Raw genomic sequence first — 15,000 nt, forward strand, 5'->3', positions numbered from 1 at the left:
ACAGGTCGGAACATAAAGCAAAATCGAGGCCGGCGTGAGTAACGGTTGGTAAACGCGGGTGGACTGGTGGGTCGCGGGGGTGTTTTTGCCGGCTGATTCAGGCGGTGGGAATCTCTGGGAGTTTCGTGCATCGCCAGCATGGGTATCGCTGCGCTCGCGGAACGCCGCCCGACCCATCCTACGACGAGGTTTTCCTGTTGCCACTGTGCGGGTGGGTGGATTCGCGGACATGGCCCGCTCCTACAGGTGAGTGCGCGAGCCACAAAAAAAGCGGCCCGAAGGCCGCTGATAAACACATCGGAGCGCCGGTGAGCGCCAGTCAAGCCCGCCGTCAGCGGATGCCGGTGGCGCGCAAGGCGTTGGGGGTGAAGTCGTTGCTGCTGGCCTTCACCGCAAAGTCATAGCTGCTCTTTTCTTCGTTGCGCAGGCCGGACACCGTGTAGCGGCCGGACAGCACGTCATAGTGGGTCTCCGCCGTCAGCCAGGTGAACTGCTGGTCGTAGAACGGCCGCGCATGGCCCTCGGACACCCGCCAGAGACTGCCACGGCCGTCGTAGGCGTCAGCCTCGGCGATCTGCCAGCTGTCCTCGTCGATGTACAGGTCACGCTTGCTGTAGATGTGCCGCTGGCCCGGCTTCAGGGTCGCCACCACGTGCCACACGCGGTGCAGTTCGTAGCGGGTGTGGTCCGGGTTCAGGTGGCCGGGCTTGACGATGTCGTCGTACTTCAGCGCAGGCGAGTCGAGCGCGAAGCTGTTGTAGGGGATGTACAGCTCCTTCTTGCCCACCAGCTTCCAGTCGTAGCGATCCGGTGCGCCGTTGAACATGTCGAAGTCGTCGTAGGTCCGCATGCCTTCCGCGCCGGGGCTGTCGTAGCCCACCTGCGGGGCGCGGCGCACGCGGCGCTGGCCGGCGTTGTACATCCACGCCATGCGCGGTTCCTTGACCTGGTCGATGGTCTCCAGCACCAGCATCACGCTGCCCGCGCGGCGCGGCGGCGAGAGGATTTCCTGGCGGAAGTAGTAGAGGATGTTGTCCATCTTCGCCGGGTCGTAGTCCTTGAGCCCGAACGGGAAGGCGAACTGCTCCTTCATGTAGCTGATGGTGTAGGCGCCGTTGGTTTGCGGGTTCATCTGCGCGGTGGTGCGCAGCATCGCGTTGCCCCGGTAACGGGTGACGTGATTCCAGATGACTTCCAGGCCGTTCTGCGGGATCGGGAACGGGATGGTCATGCTGAAGTTGGTCAGGCCGTTGCCGCCTTCGGCCAGGGAGGTCGCCGTGGCATTCTTCTTCGCCGCGTCGATCACCGCCTGCGGGTAGCTCGCACTACGGTGGCTGGGGTAGACCGGAATGCGGTAGGTCTCGGGGAAGCGCTGGAACATCGCCAGCTGCCCCGGCGTGAGCTTGTCCTGGTACTGGCTGGCGTTCTGCGCAGTGATGGTGAACAGCGGCTTGTCCGCGGCATAGGGGTCGGCGAGGAAGCCGCCAGCGTCGACCGTGCCGGCGTTCAGCGCCAGGCCACCGGTCCAGGCCGGGATGCTGCCGTCGGCGTTGCCCGCCTTCTCGGCGCCAATCGGGGTGAGTTCATTGCCCAGGCGCGCGGCCTGGTCGGCACCGACTGCGGCCATGACCTGCCCGGCGAGCAGGCCCAGCGTCAGGCAGCCGGCCTGCAACCATTGCTTGTTGTTCATGCTTTTACCTCTGGGGGCTGGCGGGCGTCAGAAGCTGACGCCCATGCTGACGGCGAGGAAATCGCGGTCGGTGTTGACGTTGTAATCACCGCCGAAGTAGTCGGTGTAACTGATGCTGGCGGTGTAGCGGCTCAGGTACTCGGCATCGACGCCGACGCTGACCGACTTGTCGCCCTCGTTGAAGGTCGGGCCGTAGCCCTGCACGTCGTGGGAGAACGCCAGGTTCGGGCGCAGCGAAACGCCGCCGAGCAGGTCGTTGTATTCCAGGCCCGCGCGCACGCGGTAACCCCAGGAGTTCTGGGTGTAGAAGCCCTTGTCATCGCACTGGCCGGGGTTGGCGGTGTTCACCACCTTCTGGCAGATCGCGTTGCCCGACAGCCCCAGCAGCGCCGAGGTGCCGGCACTGGCCAGCTCACCGTTACCATATACGCTGCTGCGGCCGAAGCGCAGGTCGGAGCCGTCGGTGGAGCCCAGGTCGGCGATGTGGCTGAAGCCGATCTCGCCCACCAGGGTCAGGCGCTCGGCGCCGATCAGTTCGATCTGGTCGAAGGTGTTGGTGAAGGTCATCTGCGCCTGGGTAAACGGCTTGCGCTCGTAACCCTGGATCAGCGAACCGTAGGCCGAGTCGGCCCAGCCGCTGGAGAAGATCGGCAGGCCACCGTTGACCAGCGGGCTGGTCGCCGCCGAGCCGAGGGTGGCGGCGCCGGAGACGTCGCTGGAGTTGATGCCCAGCGGCATGTTCGGCCGGTAGCTGATCTCGCCCTGCACCGCGGTGCTGCCCCAGGTGGTGTTGAAGCCCAGGCCGTAAAGGCGGATGTCCTCGGGGTAGTCCAGGTACCAGCGCGCGGTGCTCACGCCGCCCTGCCCGATCAGCCCGCCGACCGGGTCGGCCAGCGCGCCCTTGCCCACCACCCAGTTACTGGTCGGCGTGCGGCTGTGGTAGTTCATCGCATAGGCGGAGAACTCGGTGTCGTTATACATCCAGCGCAGCGCCACGCCGAACTGGCCGCCGTCGCGGGCGTCGTGGTCCTTGCCGCGCGGCACATAGCCGTAGCCGCCACGGATGCCGGTGCCATCGATGTCACGGTCGAAGTCGCTGCCGTTCACCGCCATGTTGATGTCGCAGCCCTTGGCGGCCACGTCGCAGCCGAAGAAGGTGCCGCAGTTGTCCGGCACAGTCTTCTCCCACTCCAGCTGGTAGAAGGCCTCCATGGACAGGGTGTCGGTGAGCCCCTGGTTGAAATACAGCATGCTCACCGGGATCAGCGCTTCCTTCACCTCGGAACCGGGTCGACGCAGCGCGGCGACGTCCGCCGGGTTGATCGAGTTGATGCCGTTCTGGATGAAGGTGCTCTCGCCCCAGCTCACCACCTGGCGGCCCACGCGCACGGTACCCGGCCGATCCTGCAGTTCGTAGTTGTGGTAGAGGAAGGCGTCGAGCAGCTCGGCGCCGGAGGACTGGGCGGCGGTATCGCGGCCGCTGTCGTCGATGTCATAGAGCGGACGGTGTTCGTCCTTCAGTTCGAAGTCGTACCAGTACTTGCCACGCAGGAACAGGCCACTGTCGCCGTACTTCAGCTCCAGGTCGTGCAGGCCCTTGAAGATCTTGGAGAAGGTCTCGCCGCGCTTGAAGTTCAGCCGGCCGTCATCGGAGGTCTGGCTGGACGCCGTGCCGCCGTTGCGGGTGCCGATGAATTTCTTGTCCGGGCTGTCCATCGCCCAGCTTGCGCCAATGGACAGGGTCGAGTCGAAGCGACCCTCGATTTCCCCCACGTTGAAGCTCACTGCCTGAGCCGAAGATGCCCCGCCAAGGGCCATGCTGGTAGCCAGCGCCAGCGCGTGCGGCTTGAAGCCTGCGGCGCCGGTTATTGTTTTTTTCATGCTGCTCTCCGCCTGGATCGTGCTGGTCACGGCAAGCCGTGCCACCCCTGCTCCGCGGCTCTTGGGCCGGGAGGCGAGCGCAGGTTAGAGCGCTGTCACAACGCTGACTTCTGAAAAAAAGTGATGCCCATAGCCAGAATGAAAACGCCGCCGTCTCGCAGCGCGCGAGGCTTGGCGGGTGCGGCTCTGCGGGTGATAACCGACGGCTATCGCGATACCCAGGATTCAGCCGACCCGGGCCGCACATTGCCCTAAAGTCCGCCGCCATCAGCGACTCCCCGACCCTGAGGTGGACCATGAAGATTGCGTTGACCGGCGACAGCATCCTGCAGCGCCGCCTGAACAGCCGCGAAGACCAAACCCTGCTCCCGCTGTTCGACCTGCTGCGCGGCGCCGACGTCAGCTTCACCAACCTGGAAGTGCTGCCCAACGACTTCCAGGGCGACGCCGTGCTGGAAAGCGGCGGCTCGCACTTCGGTGCGCCGTCGTGGGTGCTCGACGAGCTGGTGGAGGGCGGCTTCGACCTGTTCTCCACCGCCAACAACCACAGCCTGGACTACGGCATCGCCGGTCTGCAGGCCGCCCACGCACAGCTGGACAAGCGCGAGCTGCTGTTCGCCGGCACCGGCCGCAACCTCGAGGAAGCCCGCCGCCCGGTGTACTGCACCAAGCCTGCCGGCACCGTCTCGCTGCTGGCCTGCACCTCCACCTTCGGCAAAGGCCAGGAAGCCAGCGAGCAGACCCGCGACATGCCCGGCCGCCCCGGTCTCAACCCGCTGCGCTACGACACCGTGCACCAGCTCGACGGCGCACAGATGGAAGCCATGCGCGGCATCATCGCCAGCCTCGGCCTGGACCGTCTGTACCAGGGCGCGGTGGACCTGGGCTTCGCCCACCCGATCCCCGATCCGTCGCTGGCGGTGTTCGGCCCCTTCACCCCGCTGCTGTTCCGCCAGGGCGAGAGCGCGCGCCTGCGTACCCTGCCGCGCAAGAAGGACATGGACGACATCCTGCGCTGGGTCGAGGAAGCACGGACACTGTCCGACGTAGTGGTGCTGAGCATCCACGCCCACGAACTGGGCCACGACGCCAAGGGTGAGTGGGACCTGGAAGTGGCTGCCGAATTCATCCAGCCGGTAGCCCGGCGCATGATCGACGCCGGCGTCGATATCGTGGTCGGCCACGGCCCGCACCTGCTGCGCGGCATGGAGATCTACAACGGCAAGCCGATCTTCTACAGCCTGGGCAACTTCATCGGCCAGAACGAGCTGGTGGAGCGCCTGCCGGCGGACAGCTACGAGCAATTCCGCGTGGACCGCAACCAGACGCCTTCGAAGGTATTCCTGCAGCGCACCCAGAACGACACCCGCAGCTTCCCCTCCGATGCGCGCTTCTGGGAGAGCCTGGTGCCGGTCTGCCAGTTCGACGGCCGCCGCCTCACCGGCATCGAACTGCACCCGGTGAGCCTGGGCCTGGGCGAGGCGGTACACCGCCGCGGCCGCCCGCGCCTGGCCGAAGGCGAACACGCACAAGCGATCCTGCAGCGCTTCGCCGCGCTGTCGGAACCCTACGGTACTCGGCTGTCGGTGGACGGCTCGATTGCGCGCGTCACACTCTGATGCCGCAGCGCCGGGCGGCCACAAGCTGCCCGGCGCCCTCTTCTTCCCATCCCCATGACCACAGCCCGCATTCTCATCGTCGAGGACGACCTGCGCCTCGCCGCCCTCACCCGCGACTTCCTCGAACACCATGGCCTGACCGCCGGCATCGAGTCCGATGGCGCACGCGCCGCCGACCGGGTGCTGGACGAGTGCCCGGACCTGGTGATCCTCGACCGCATGCTGCCGGGCGAGGATGGCGTGTCCATTTGCCGTCGCCTCCGTCCGCGCTACCAGGGCGCGATCCTCATGCTCAGCGCGCGCTCCGAAGACACCGAGCAGATCGACGGCCTGGAGAACGGCGCGGACGACTACGTCTGCAAACCGGTGCGCCCGAGCCTGCTGCTGGCCCGCGTGCGGACCCTGTTGCGACGACCACGAAACGTACCCGAGCCGACTGACCGCCTGGAGCGCTCCGGACTGGTGCTCGATGCCCGCCAGCGCGAAGTGCGGCGCAACGGCTCGCGCATCGACCTGACCGGCGCCGAGTTCGACCTGCTCTGGCAACTCGTCGCCCACGCCGGCCAGACCCTCAGCCGCGACGACCTGCTCCTGGCGCTGCGCGGCATCACCTGGGACGGCCTGGACCGCTCGGTGGACGTACGCGTCGCCCATCTGCGCGCCAAGCTGGACCAGGACCCGCCAAGTCCGCTGATCGTCACGGTGCGCGGCAAGGGCTATCGCTTCGTCGGCTGACATCGCTTAGTCCGCATGACCGCCCGGCCGAAAATTCGTCGCGCGGGGAACTCCGTCCAGTCAAACCAGGCACCCTCACCGCCGCAGGAGTGCCCGGCATGACCGTCAGCATCGACAACCTCAATATCGCCCTGCCCGTGGGCAAGACCCCGACCGACACCGTCTCCATCGAGATTCCCGGCCCGCAGGCGCTGGCGCAGTATCCGAACCTGGTCACCCGCCTGCCCGACGGCAGCCTGCAACTCACCGCGCCGACCAAGGGCGTGGCGAGCAAGAGCGTCCACCGCACCCGCTGCGAATGGAAGGAACCGATCTACTGGGCCCTGAGCGGCGCAACCGAGCATGTGAACCACCAATTGATGAAGGTCACCCAGGTGAACTCGGCACAGAAGGTAGTGGTGGCGCAGATGCACGTGAAGGACGACGACAGCCCGCTGCTCAAAGTGTTCTGGCAGAAGGGCAAGCTGACCATGGGCTTCCGCCAGAACTTCAACCAGACCACGCCGGTGAACAGCACCGTGCTGGACAACGTGCCGCTGGGTGCGGAGTTCGACATCCTGATCCTCGCCACGTCCAGCCTGATGCTGACGGTGCAGGCCAGCTGCAACGGGCGTAATTCGGCGGTGCCTTCGATGCCGCTGGATGTCAGCTGGGCAGCACGGGTTTTCGATTTCCACGGCGGGGTCTACAACCAGATCGATTTTACCGACACGACCCTGGCTAGCGATGCTTCGGTGTGCGTGATCAAGGACCTGCAGATCAGGCATGCGTGAGTGCGGGGAAAGCGGCGCCTTACAGGCGCTGTTCGCGGGCATGGCCCGCTCCTACAGAAAAGCGCTGGCATCCGGTAGGCTGTGGGATCGTCGCACCCAGAGCCCATCCGTATGCCCGCCCTCACCTGCCCCCACCTGACAGGCCAGCACGTCGAACTCCTGCCGCTGCGTGCAGAACATGCGCCGGCATTGCTGGAGGCCGCCGCCGATGGCGAACTGTGGAACCTCAAGGTCACGGTGGTGCCCGGCCCGGATACCGTCGCGGGCTATATCGCCAAGGCCGAAAAGGGCCTGGAGGAAGGCAGTGTCCTGCCCTTCGCCATCCTCGAGCGGCGCACCGGCAGGGTCGTCGGCAGCACCCGTTTCTGGAAGGTAGATCGCGCCAACCGCAAGCTGGAGATCGGCCACACCTGGCTCGCGCTGTCGGCGCAGCGCACGCCGATCAACAGCGAGGCCAAGCTCCTGCTGCTCACCTACGCCTTCGAGGAACTCGACTGCGTGCGCGTGCAGTTCACCACCGACGAGCTGAACGAGAAGTCTCGCGCCGCCATCCTGCGCCTGGGCGCGGTGCAGGAAGGCATCGTCCGCCACGAGCGCATCATGCCCGACGGCCGCAAGCGCAACTCGGTGCGCTTCAGCATCATCGACAGCGAGTGGCCGGAGGTGAAGGCACGGCTGCTGGAAAGGCTCGGCCGCGCCCCGACCTGATGGCCGCTCAGCCCTGGTAGAACACCTCGTCGCTGTACGGGTACCACCAGGAGTGAATCTGCGGCTGGTGGTCGATGATCACCATCTTCGAGCGGCGGAACGCATCCAGCCCCTGGCGGCCCAGCTCGCGACCCATGCCGGACATCTTCCAGCCGCCGAACGGCAACGCATCGTTGTCGATCAGCGGGTTGTTCACCCAGACCATCCCCGCCTCCAGGCGATCCGCCGCTTCCATGGCTTCGGCCAGGTCGGTGGAGAACAGCGAGGCGCCCAGACCGAAGGGCGAGTCGTTGGCCAGCCGGACCGCCTCGTCGAAGTCCTTCACCTTGCAGATCGCCGCCACCGGGCCGAAGCACTCCTCATGGAAGATCGCCATGGCCGGGGTGACGTCGGTGAGGATGGTCGGCTCGTAATACCAGCCCACCGGGAACTGTTCGGGAATGCGCCCGCCGCAGACCAGCGTGGCGCCCTTGGCGATGGCGTCGTCCACCAGGCGGATGACCTTGGCGCGGGCCGCCTCGCTGACCATCGGACCGATCTCGGAACGCTCCAGGCCGTGGCCGATGCGCAACGCGCGGGTGCGCTCGGCGAAGCGCGCGACGAACTCGTCATGGACTTCATCGACCACATAGAAGCGCTCCGCCGAGGTGCAGATCTGCCCGCTCAGGTGGAAGGCTGCGGTCACCGCGCCGGCCGCCGCGACTTCCAGCGGCGCGTGGCGGGAGATGATCATCGGGTCGCTGCCGCCGGCCTCGATCACCGCCGGTTTCATCCGCTCGGCGCAGGCCACCGCCACCGCCTTGCCGGCGGCGACGCTGCCGGTGAAGGCCACGGCGTGGGTACGCTCAGACTGCACCAGGCGCTGCGCAGTGCTGGCGTCGCCCGGCACGCAGCTGACCATGCCCGCCGGCAGCACCTTGAAGTGCTGCATGAATTTCAGCGTGCACAGCGTGGTGCTTTCCGCCGGCTTGACGATGCAGGCGTTGCCCGCCGCCAGCGAGGCGGCCAGGGTCCAGCACATCAGCAGGATGGGGAAGTTGAACGGCATGATGTGCACGCTGACGCCGTAGGGTTCGTAGCGCACATGCTGGAACGAGCCGAGCTGCGTGGTGCCGGCGACCTTGCCGGCCTCGTCGCGGGCCATCTCGGCGTAATAGCGGAAAATCGGCGCGCAGTTGGCCAGCTCGCCCATGGCTTCGGGGAACGGCTTGCCCATTTCCAGGGTCATCAGCCGCGCCACTTCGCGCTGGGTGGCCTGGTCGGTTTCGATAGCGTTGGCCAGCTGGTGAAGGATAGCCGCGCGGGACTTCGCGTCCACGCGCTTCCACTCGCGCTGGGCGGCGTTGGCCGCGTCGATGGTGGCGTCCACGTCTTCCGCGTCGCACAGGGCGATGCGTCCGACCGGGGTGAGGTCGGCGGGGTTGATGATGTCGCGCCGGCGCTGCGTCGCCACGCCCTGGTATTGCGGGCCGATGAAACGCAGGGGCAGATCAACGTGAAAGTCGGTCATGGAATGCTCCGCAGGGATTCGGATGAGGCCAGGCGCTGGGCGATCACGTCGCTCTCAAGCCCCTGGCGCCAGTTCGGCAGATGGGTGTCGAGCAGCGCTGCCAGCGGGCGCAACTGTTCGCTGTCGAGCGCGCGCTGGAACAGCCGCAGCACGCGCGGCAGATGCTTGAGGTAGCCGTGCTTGCCGTCGCGTTTGGCCAGGCGCACGAAGATGCCCAGCACCTTGGCGTGGCGCTGTGCGGCGAGCACCTGGAAGTCGGCCATGAAGCGCCGGCCGTCCACTTCCGGGCGCTGGCTGAGGTAATGGGTGAGCAGGGTCACGCGCAGGGTTTCGGGAATATCGCGGCGCGCGTCTTCGAGCAGGGACATGAGGTCATAGGCCGGCGCGCCGAACAGCGCGTCCTGGAAGTCCAGCAGCCCGCACGCCGCCACGCCCGCCCTGCCCTCCAGCAGCATCAGGTTGTCGACGTGGTAGTCGCGCAGCACCAGCACTTCACGGCGCAGCGAGACATCGCGCCAGAGCGCGGCGAACTCCGCCAGATAGCGCTCGCGCAGCTTCGCGGCAGCCTGCTCGCCCACCAGCAGTGGCGCATACCAGTCAATGAACAGCGCCGCTTCATCGCCCAGTTTCTGCCCGTCGTAGGCCGCCACGCCTTCGGCGGCCTGGGGGCCCGCGCGGTGCAGGCGCATCAGGGCATCCACGGCAAGGCGGTACAGCGCCACCTCGTCATGGCCGTCGGCAAGCAACCGGGTATAGGTGGCCTGTCCGAAGTCCTCCACCAGCGCCAGACCCAGCTCGCGGTCGGCGGCCAGCACGCTGGGCGCCGACAGCCCGCAGTCGCGCAGCAGCTGCGCCACCCGCAGGTAAGGAGCCAGCGGCTCGGCGCCGGGAGGCGAATCCATCAGCAGCAGTCCCTTGCCGTCGAGGCGGAAATAGCGCCGCATCGAGGCGTCCGCCGGCAGCGCGGTGATGGCCGCGCCGGACAGGCCGCTGCCGGCGAGGAAGGTCTCGCGGGCAGCGGCACGGGTGGTTTCGCAGGGCAGGTTCATGGCATCACCGGATCATGTAGACCTTCTTGATGGTCTCGTGCACGGTGCACACGCCCTTCCAGTCCTTGGGGAAGAAGGCCGCGGTGTCCGGCTCGATCTCGATCACCTCGCCGGACTCGTGCACGTAGGTGCAACGGCCCTCGAGGAAGTGGCAGAACTCGTCGCTGGTCACGTGGCAGAACCACTTGCCCGGCGTGCAGTGCCAGATGCCGCATTCGGACTGGCCTTCGGGCCCCTTGTGCAGGACCACGCCGCTGACATGGGACTCGCCCTCGAGCATGGTCGGGATCACGCCCCAGTCCTTGAGTTCGGTGACCTGCAGCGGGCGGTAGATAACGGGGGTCTTCATCGTTCACTCCTGATGAGTCGAAGCATGTAGGGCGCATAACCGCTTGCGGTTATCCGCCGATGGGTTCGGGTGGAAATCGACGGCGGATAACGCCTGGGGCGTTATCCGCCCTACGGGTTCAGGCCAGCATGTAGAGATTGCGCAGCGTGCTGTGCACGGTGCACTCGCCGGTCCAGCCGGCCGGGAACAGCACCAGGGTGTCGGGCTCGACCTCGATCACCTCGCCCTCGTCGGAGCGGTAGGTGGCGCGTCCGGAGACGAAGTGGCAGAGCTCGTCACGCGGGATCGACAGCCGCCAGCGGCCGGGGGTGCAGACCCACAGGCCGGTTTCCGGGCTGTTGTTCGGGCCCTTGAACAGCAGCCGGCCGCTGGAGTGCGAGACACCCTCCAGCGCGTCGGACTGCACGCCCCAGTCCACCAGGTCGTCGTAGTCCCGGGCGCCGCGGATGTGCGGCGCGGTGCTCTCTCCATTGAAGGAAGCGGCCTTGAACTCAGGCATGGTTCACCGCCTTGCCCTGCACCAACTGGTCGAGGATGCGCGCAGCGTCTTCCGGGCCCTTGCGCGAGCGCATGTAGTCGCTGGTGCGCGCCAGGCGCCCCTGCATCAGTTGGTCACCCAGCAGCTGGGCGATGTTGCGCGCCAGGTCTTCCTCGCTCCAGTCGTAGCGGTCCATGCGCAGGCCGTGGCCGCTTTCCTGGGCGCGCATGGCGTTGTCGTGGCCGTCCCAGACGTAGGGCATGACGATGGCCGGCTTACCGAAGAACAGGCACTCGGTGAAGCTGTTGTTGCCGCCGTGGTGGATCACCCCATCGACCTGGGCGATCACCGAGGGCTGTGGGTACCAGTTGGAGACGATCACGTTGTCCGGCAGGTCGGTGTACTTCTCCACGTGCTCGCCGACGTTGAACAGCGCGCGGTACGGCAGCTTGCCGATGGTGGTGACCAGGCGCTTGAGCAGCTCGACGTCGCCCGAGCCCAGGCTGCCGAAGCTGACATACAGCAGCGGCTTGTCGTTGTGCGCCTTGAACTGCGGAATCTCGTAGGGCTTGTCGGTGCGCACGCAGCCTTGCAGGTAATGGAACTGCCGCGCCGGCAGCGGGTGGCGACGTTCGAACTTCACCGGGTCCGGGTAGAGCAGCAGGTTCATGTAGGGCGACTCTTCGAAGAAGGTACCCAGCGGATACGGCCGCTCGCCACACTGCGCGAGGAAGTCGTTGAAGTCGGCGTGGATCGGCGCGATCACTTCCTCGAAGCGTTTCTGGAAGCGTGCGTGGCCGTCCTTGTCATCAACGCTCATGCCCGACAGGTACGGCGGGATGTCCGGGTCGTGCACTTCGTTTTCCGAGCAGGAGATGATCCGCACCCAGGGCTTGCCGTAGTGCTTGATGGCCGGAAAGAGGATCACGTTGTCGACGCAGATCAGGTCCGGCTTGATCCGGTCGAGGATCGCCGGCAGCTCCTTCTGCGCCCACTTGGAGGTGGAGACGATGGCCTCCCAGCACTCCTTCACGTAGTTGTCGAGCTGGTCGATCGGCGCCTTGCGGAAGTTGGGGATGTGACCGTTGATGAAGTCGGTCCAGTAGCGCGCCATCTCCTCGGCCGGCATCGGCTCGGACATGTTCACGTAGTGCTCCTCGAAGCCGTAGGCCGAGTACACCCCGGTCATCCCCGGATCGGTGAGGAACACCGCCTTGTGCCCCATCGCCTCGCAGGCCTGGGCGATGCCTACGGAATTGAGGGCCGGGCCGTAGGCGGCCTCGGGGAAGAATGCGATGACCTTGCGTTCACTACTCATGGTGCTCTCCAGTCAGTCTTGTTCTAAGGCGATCAGTGAGTCAGCACGCGGCCGTGCCGCGCATCCCAGCCCAGGCGCACCGGCATGCCGGCGGCAAGGCGCAAGAAGTCGTAGTCCGAGGACGGCACGCGGACGATCAGCGGCTTGCTGGAGAGCGCCGTGTTCACGTGCAGGTTGGTGTCCAGGCCGTGGTAGGCCACTTCGGCCACCTCGCCGTGAATCTGGTTGTCGGTGGCCGGCGTGGCGTCGGTGAGAACCCGTAAACGCTCCGGGCGCAGCGCCAGGGTCACGCTCTCCGGGCTGGACTCGGCGGTGGTCTCGATGTTCAGCACCTGGTCGCCGGCCTGCAGGCGATTGGTGCCCACCCGGCGGCCTTCGATCAGGTTGCTGACGCCGATGAAGTCGGCAACGAAGCGGCTGCCCGGGTTCTCGTAGAGTTCACTGGGGCTGCCGCACTGGCAGACCTTGCCGTCACGCAGCACGGCCATGCGGTCGGACATGACCAGGGCTTCTTCCTGGTCGTGGGTGACCATGATGAAAGTGATGCCGCTCTCGTGCTGCAGGCGCTTGAGCTCCAGCTGCATCTTCTCGCGCAGCTTCTTGTCCAGCGCGCCGAGGGGTTCGTCCAGCAGTAGCACGCGCGGGCGCTTGACCAGCGCACGGGCCAGGGCGACGCGCTGGCGCTGACCGCCGGAGAGCTGGTCCGGCCGGCGGTTGGCCAGCGAGCCGAGCTGCGCGGTCTCCAGCACCGCATCGACACGCTGGCGGATTTCAGCGGCCGGCAGCTTCTCCATCTCCAGACCGTAGGCGATGTTGCCGCGCACGGTCATGTTGGGAAACAGCGCATAGGACTGGAACATCAGGTTCAGCGGGCGCTTGTTCGGCGGCAGCGGCGAGATGTCCTGGCCGTTGAGATAGATCGCGCCGGAGCTGGGCGTCTCGAAGCCGGCGATCATGCGCATCAGGGTGGTCTTGCCACAGCCGGAGGGACCGAGCAGCGCGAAGAACTCGTTCTCGCGGATGCTCAGCGACACCTGGTCCACCGCCGTCAGGCCCTCGCCGTAGGATTTGCTCACCTGCTCCAGCACGAGCAGGTCGGATGACTTAGTCATGGGCTTTGGGCACCTTGTTCAGACGTTGGGAGGCGAACAGCGCGGTGAAGCTGACCAGCATCACCAGGGTGGCGAGGGCGTTGATTTCCGGGGTCACGCCGAAGCGGATCATCGAGTAGATCTGCATCGGCAGCGTGGTGGACGCGCTGCCGGAACCGGAGTTGAAGAAGGCGATGATGAATTCGTCCACCGACAGGGTGAATGCCAGCAGGCCGCCGGCCATCACGCCGGGGAAGATCGCCGGCAGCAGCACGCGGCGCGCGGTGGTGAACCAGCCGGCACCGAGGTCGATGGAGGCTTCGAGGATCGAGTAGTCGAAGTGCTTGAGCCGCGTGCGCACCACCGCGCAGACGAAGGCGATGTTGAACACCACGTGGCTGAGGATGATCGAGTGCAGCCCCAGGCTCATCTTCAGCAGGTTGAAGAAGCTCAGCAGCGCGATGGCCAGGACGATATCGGGGATGATCATCGGCGCCATCAGCAGCGTGTCGGCGAGGTTCGCGCCCTTCTTGCCGGGGTTGTTGCGGGCGCGCATCTCCACGCCGAGGGCGAGTAGCGTACCCAGCACGCAGGCGATGAAGGTGGAGGTCAGCGCGACGATCAGGGTGTTCAGCGCCGCGTGCTGGATCGAGGCGTTGGCCAGCAGCTTGGCGTACCACTTCAGCGACGCGCCGCCCCAGGCGGTGGGCAGGCCGCTGGCGTTGAACGACAGCAGGATCAGCACCAGGATCGGTACATAGAGGAAGGCGTACACCAGCCACAGGTGCGCGCCGAGGGCGATGCCGGAGACGTTGCTGGAGTTACGCATGGCGTTCGCCCTCCGCACCCTGGGCCCGGCGCGAGACCATGGCCTGGATGAACAGCAACAGCATCATGATGCCGATCAGGAAGAAGCTCAGCGCCGCGCCGAACGGCCAGTCGCGTGCAGTGAGGAACTGCGCGTAGATCAGGTTGCCGACCATCTGCACCTGCTTGCCGCCCAAGAGGTCGGCGGTAATGAAGTTGCCGATGGAGAGCACGAAGACGAACACCGCGCCGGCGGCCACGCCCGGCACCGACAGCGGCAGGATCACCCGGCGAAAGGTGGTCCAGCCGGAGGCGCCGAGGTCCCGCGAGGCTTCCCAGAGTTCGTTGTCGATGCGCGACAGCGAGCTGTAGATGGCGAGGATGACGAAGGGGATGTAGTTGTAGACCAGCCCGAGCACCACGGTGGCGTCGGTGTACAGCAGGCTGATCGGCTCGCCGCTGTAGCCGAGCAGATTGAACAGCCGGTTGAGCAGGCCTTCGCGGTTGAGCAGCACGATCCAGGCGTAGGTGCGGATCAGGTAGTTGCTCCAGAACGGCAGCATCACCAGGAACAGGAACACCGCCTGCCGGCGCGGAGTGCTGCGGGTGATCGCGTAGGCCGCCGGGTAGCCGATGAGCACCGCGAACAGCGTGGCGAGGCCGGCGATCTTCGCCGAGCGCAGGAGGATGTCGAGGTACAGCGGGTCCACCGCGCGGCGGTAGTTTTCCCAGGTGAACACGTAGTCGATGCCGCCATAGGCACCACGTTCGAGGAAGCTGTAGACCAGCACCAGCAGGCACGGCAGCAGCAGGAACAGGGCCAGCCAGCCAAGGCCGGGCGCGAGCAGCCAGGCCGAGAGTTTCCGGTCGGCGGACAAAGCGGTCATGCGTAGTTCCCCCAACCCCACGCCAGGCGGGGTGCTTCAGGGTTATTGAATACAGTGAACTTGTGGGGCGAGCGAGCTAGAGCGAGGCAAGGCGAGAACAAGCGT

Annotated in this window: 14 protein-coding genes; 4 read left to right on the plus strand and 10 right to left on the minus strand. The window is 66.3% G+C overall.

Annotated elements, in window-relative coordinates; genetic code table 11:
- Positions 1-331: 331 nt before the first annotated feature.
- Entirely contained in the window at positions 332-1,690 is a 1,359-nt protein-coding gene (locus IB255_RS19945; protein WP_192210751.1) for a DUF1329 domain-containing protein, read from the minus strand.
- Positions 1,691-1,717: 27 nt separating this feature from the next.
- Positions 1,718-3,571, minus strand: coding sequence for a DUF1302 domain-containing protein (locus tag IB255_RS19950; protein ID WP_192210752.1), 1,854 nt, complete (start codon positions 3,569-3,571; stop codon positions 1,718-1,720).
- 296 nt (positions 3,572-3,867) lie between these two features.
- Here IB255_RS19950 and IB255_RS19955 point away from each other — a divergent pair, with 296 nt between their 5' ends.
- The 4 genes from IB255_RS19955 (at position 3,868) to IB255_RS19970 (ending at position 7,406) form a co-directional block, all read left to right on the plus strand.
- Positions 3,868-5,190 (plus strand): CapA family protein, encoded by a 1,323-nt coding sequence (locus tag IB255_RS19955; RefSeq protein WP_151187409.1) that lies wholly within the window; start codon positions 3,868-3,870, stop codon positions 5,188-5,190.
- A 54-nt stretch (positions 5,191-5,244) separates the two neighbouring features.
- On the plus strand, positions 5,245-5,925 hold the full coding sequence (locus IB255_RS19960) for a response regulator transcription factor (protein WP_192210753.1): 681 nt from the start codon (positions 5,245-5,247) through the stop codon (positions 5,923-5,925).
- A gap of 98 nt (positions 5,926-6,023) precedes the next feature.
- Positions 6,024-6,698, plus strand: a complete 675-nt coding sequence (locus IB255_RS19965; RefSeq protein ID WP_081518257.1) for a polysaccharide lyase family 7 protein — start codon at positions 6,024-6,026, stop codon at positions 6,696-6,698.
- A 111-nt stretch (positions 6,699-6,809) separates the two neighbouring features.
- Positions 6,810-7,406, plus strand: coding sequence for a GNAT family N-acetyltransferase (locus IB255_RS19970; RefSeq protein ID WP_192210754.1), 597 nt, complete (start codon positions 6,810-6,812; stop codon positions 7,404-7,406).
- A gap of 7 nt (positions 7,407-7,413) precedes the next feature.
- Here the strand turns inward: IB255_RS19970 and IB255_RS19975 are convergent, their stop codons facing one another.
- The 8 genes from IB255_RS19975 to IB255_RS20010 all read right to left on the minus strand — a co-directional run bounded on the left by IB255_RS19975 (position 7,414) and on the right by IB255_RS20010 (position 14,895).
- Positions 7,414-8,916 (minus strand): aldehyde dehydrogenase family protein, encoded by a 1,503-nt coding sequence (locus tag IB255_RS19975; RefSeq protein ID WP_192210755.1) that lies wholly within the window; start codon positions 8,914-8,916, stop codon positions 7,414-7,416.
- Positions 8,913-9,965 carry an aminoglycoside phosphotransferase family protein gene (locus IB255_RS19980; RefSeq protein WP_192210756.1) on the minus strand — a complete coding sequence of 351 codons (1,053 nt, stop codon included), beginning with the start codon at positions 9,963-9,965 and terminating at the stop codon, positions 8,913-8,915. The genes IB255_RS19975 and IB255_RS19980 overlap by 4 nt, the downstream gene beginning before the upstream one ends.
- A gap of 4 nt (positions 9,966-9,969) precedes the next feature.
- Entirely contained in the window at positions 9,970-10,314 is a 345-nt protein-coding gene (locus IB255_RS19985) for a cupin domain-containing protein (RefSeq protein WP_081518261.1), read from the minus strand.
- Between the two features lie 118 nt (positions 10,315-10,432).
- Entirely contained in the window at positions 10,433-10,813 is a 381-nt protein-coding gene (locus tag IB255_RS19990; protein WP_151187413.1) for a cupin domain-containing protein, read from the minus strand.
- A complete protein-coding gene (locus tag IB255_RS19995) occupies positions 10,806-12,110 on the minus strand; it encodes a nucleotide disphospho-sugar-binding domain-containing protein (protein ID WP_192210757.1) in 1,305 nt (434 codons plus the stop codon). The genes IB255_RS19990 and IB255_RS19995 overlap by 8 nt, the downstream gene beginning before the upstream one ends.
- A gap of 32 nt (positions 12,111-12,142) precedes the next feature.
- On the minus strand, positions 12,143-13,222 hold the full coding sequence (locus tag IB255_RS20000) for an ABC transporter ATP-binding protein (RefSeq protein ID WP_192210758.1): 1,080 nt from the start codon (positions 13,220-13,222) through the stop codon (positions 12,143-12,145).
- Positions 13,215-14,030, minus strand: coding sequence for an ABC transporter permease (locus IB255_RS20005; protein WP_081518265.1), 816 nt, complete (start codon positions 14,028-14,030; stop codon positions 13,215-13,217). The genes IB255_RS20000 and IB255_RS20005 overlap by 8 nt, the downstream gene beginning before the upstream one ends.
- Positions 14,023-14,895, minus strand: coding sequence for an ABC transporter permease (locus IB255_RS20010; protein ID WP_081518266.1), 873 nt, complete (start codon positions 14,893-14,895; stop codon positions 14,023-14,025). The genes IB255_RS20005 and IB255_RS20010 overlap by 8 nt, the downstream gene beginning before the upstream one ends.
- Positions 14,896-15,000 lie beyond the last annotated feature (105 nt).

The sequence above is a fragment of the Pseudomonas sp. PDM22 genome (assembly GCF_014851965.1).
GTDB lineage: Bacteria > Pseudomonadota > Gammaproteobacteria > Pseudomonadales > Pseudomonadaceae > Pseudomonas.

Bases quoted from the DNA above. Each gene is read 5' to 3' on its own strand.
- IB255_RS19945 (WP_192210751.1), bottom strand. From the start codon at position 1,690: ATGAACAACAAGCAATGGTTGCAGGCCGGCTGCCTGACGCTGGGCCTG.
- IB255_RS19950 (WP_192210752.1), bottom strand. From the start codon at position 3,571: ATGAAAAAAACAATAACCGGCGCCGCAGGCTTCAAGCCGCACGCGCTG.
- IB255_RS19955 (WP_151187409.1), top strand. From the start codon at position 3,868: ATGAAGATTGCGTTGACCGGCGACAGCATCCTGCAGCGCCGCCTGAAC.
- IB255_RS19960 (WP_192210753.1), top strand. From the start codon at position 5,245: ATGACCACAGCCCGCATTCTCATCGTCGAGGACGACCTGCGCCTCGCC.
- IB255_RS19965 (WP_081518257.1), top strand. From the start codon at position 6,024: ATGACCGTCAGCATCGACAACCTCAATATCGCCCTGCCCGTGGGCAAG.
- IB255_RS19970 (WP_192210754.1), top strand. From the start codon at position 6,810: ATGCCCGCCCTCACCTGCCCCCACCTGACAGGCCAGCACGTCGAACTC.
- IB255_RS19975 (WP_192210755.1), bottom strand. From the start codon at position 8,916: ATGACCGACTTTCACGTTGATCTGCCCCTGCGTTTCATCGGCCCGCAA.
- IB255_RS19980 (WP_192210756.1), bottom strand. From the start codon at position 9,965: ATGAACCTGCCCTGCGAAACCACCCGTGCCGCTGCCCGCGAGACCTTC.
- IB255_RS19985 (WP_081518261.1), bottom strand. From the start codon at position 10,314: ATGAAGACCCCCGTTATCTACCGCCCGCTGCAGGTCACCGAACTCAAG.
- IB255_RS19990 (WP_151187413.1), bottom strand. From the start codon at position 10,813: ATGCCTGAGTTCAAGGCCGCTTCCTTCAATGGAGAGAGCACCGCGCCG.
- IB255_RS19995 (WP_192210757.1), bottom strand. From the start codon at position 12,110: ATGAGTAGTGAACGCAAGGTCATCGCATTCTTCCCCGAGGCCGCCTAC.
- IB255_RS20000 (WP_192210758.1), bottom strand. From the start codon at position 13,222: ATGACTAAGTCATCCGACCTGCTCGTGCTGGAGCAGGTGAGCAAATCC.
- IB255_RS20005 (WP_081518265.1), bottom strand. From the start codon at position 14,030: ATGCGTAACTCCAGCAACGTCTCCGGCATCGCCCTCGGCGCGCACCTG.
- IB255_RS20010 (WP_081518266.1), bottom strand. From the start codon at position 14,895: ATGACCGCTTTGTCCGCCGACCGGAAACTCTCGGCCTGGCTGCTCGCG.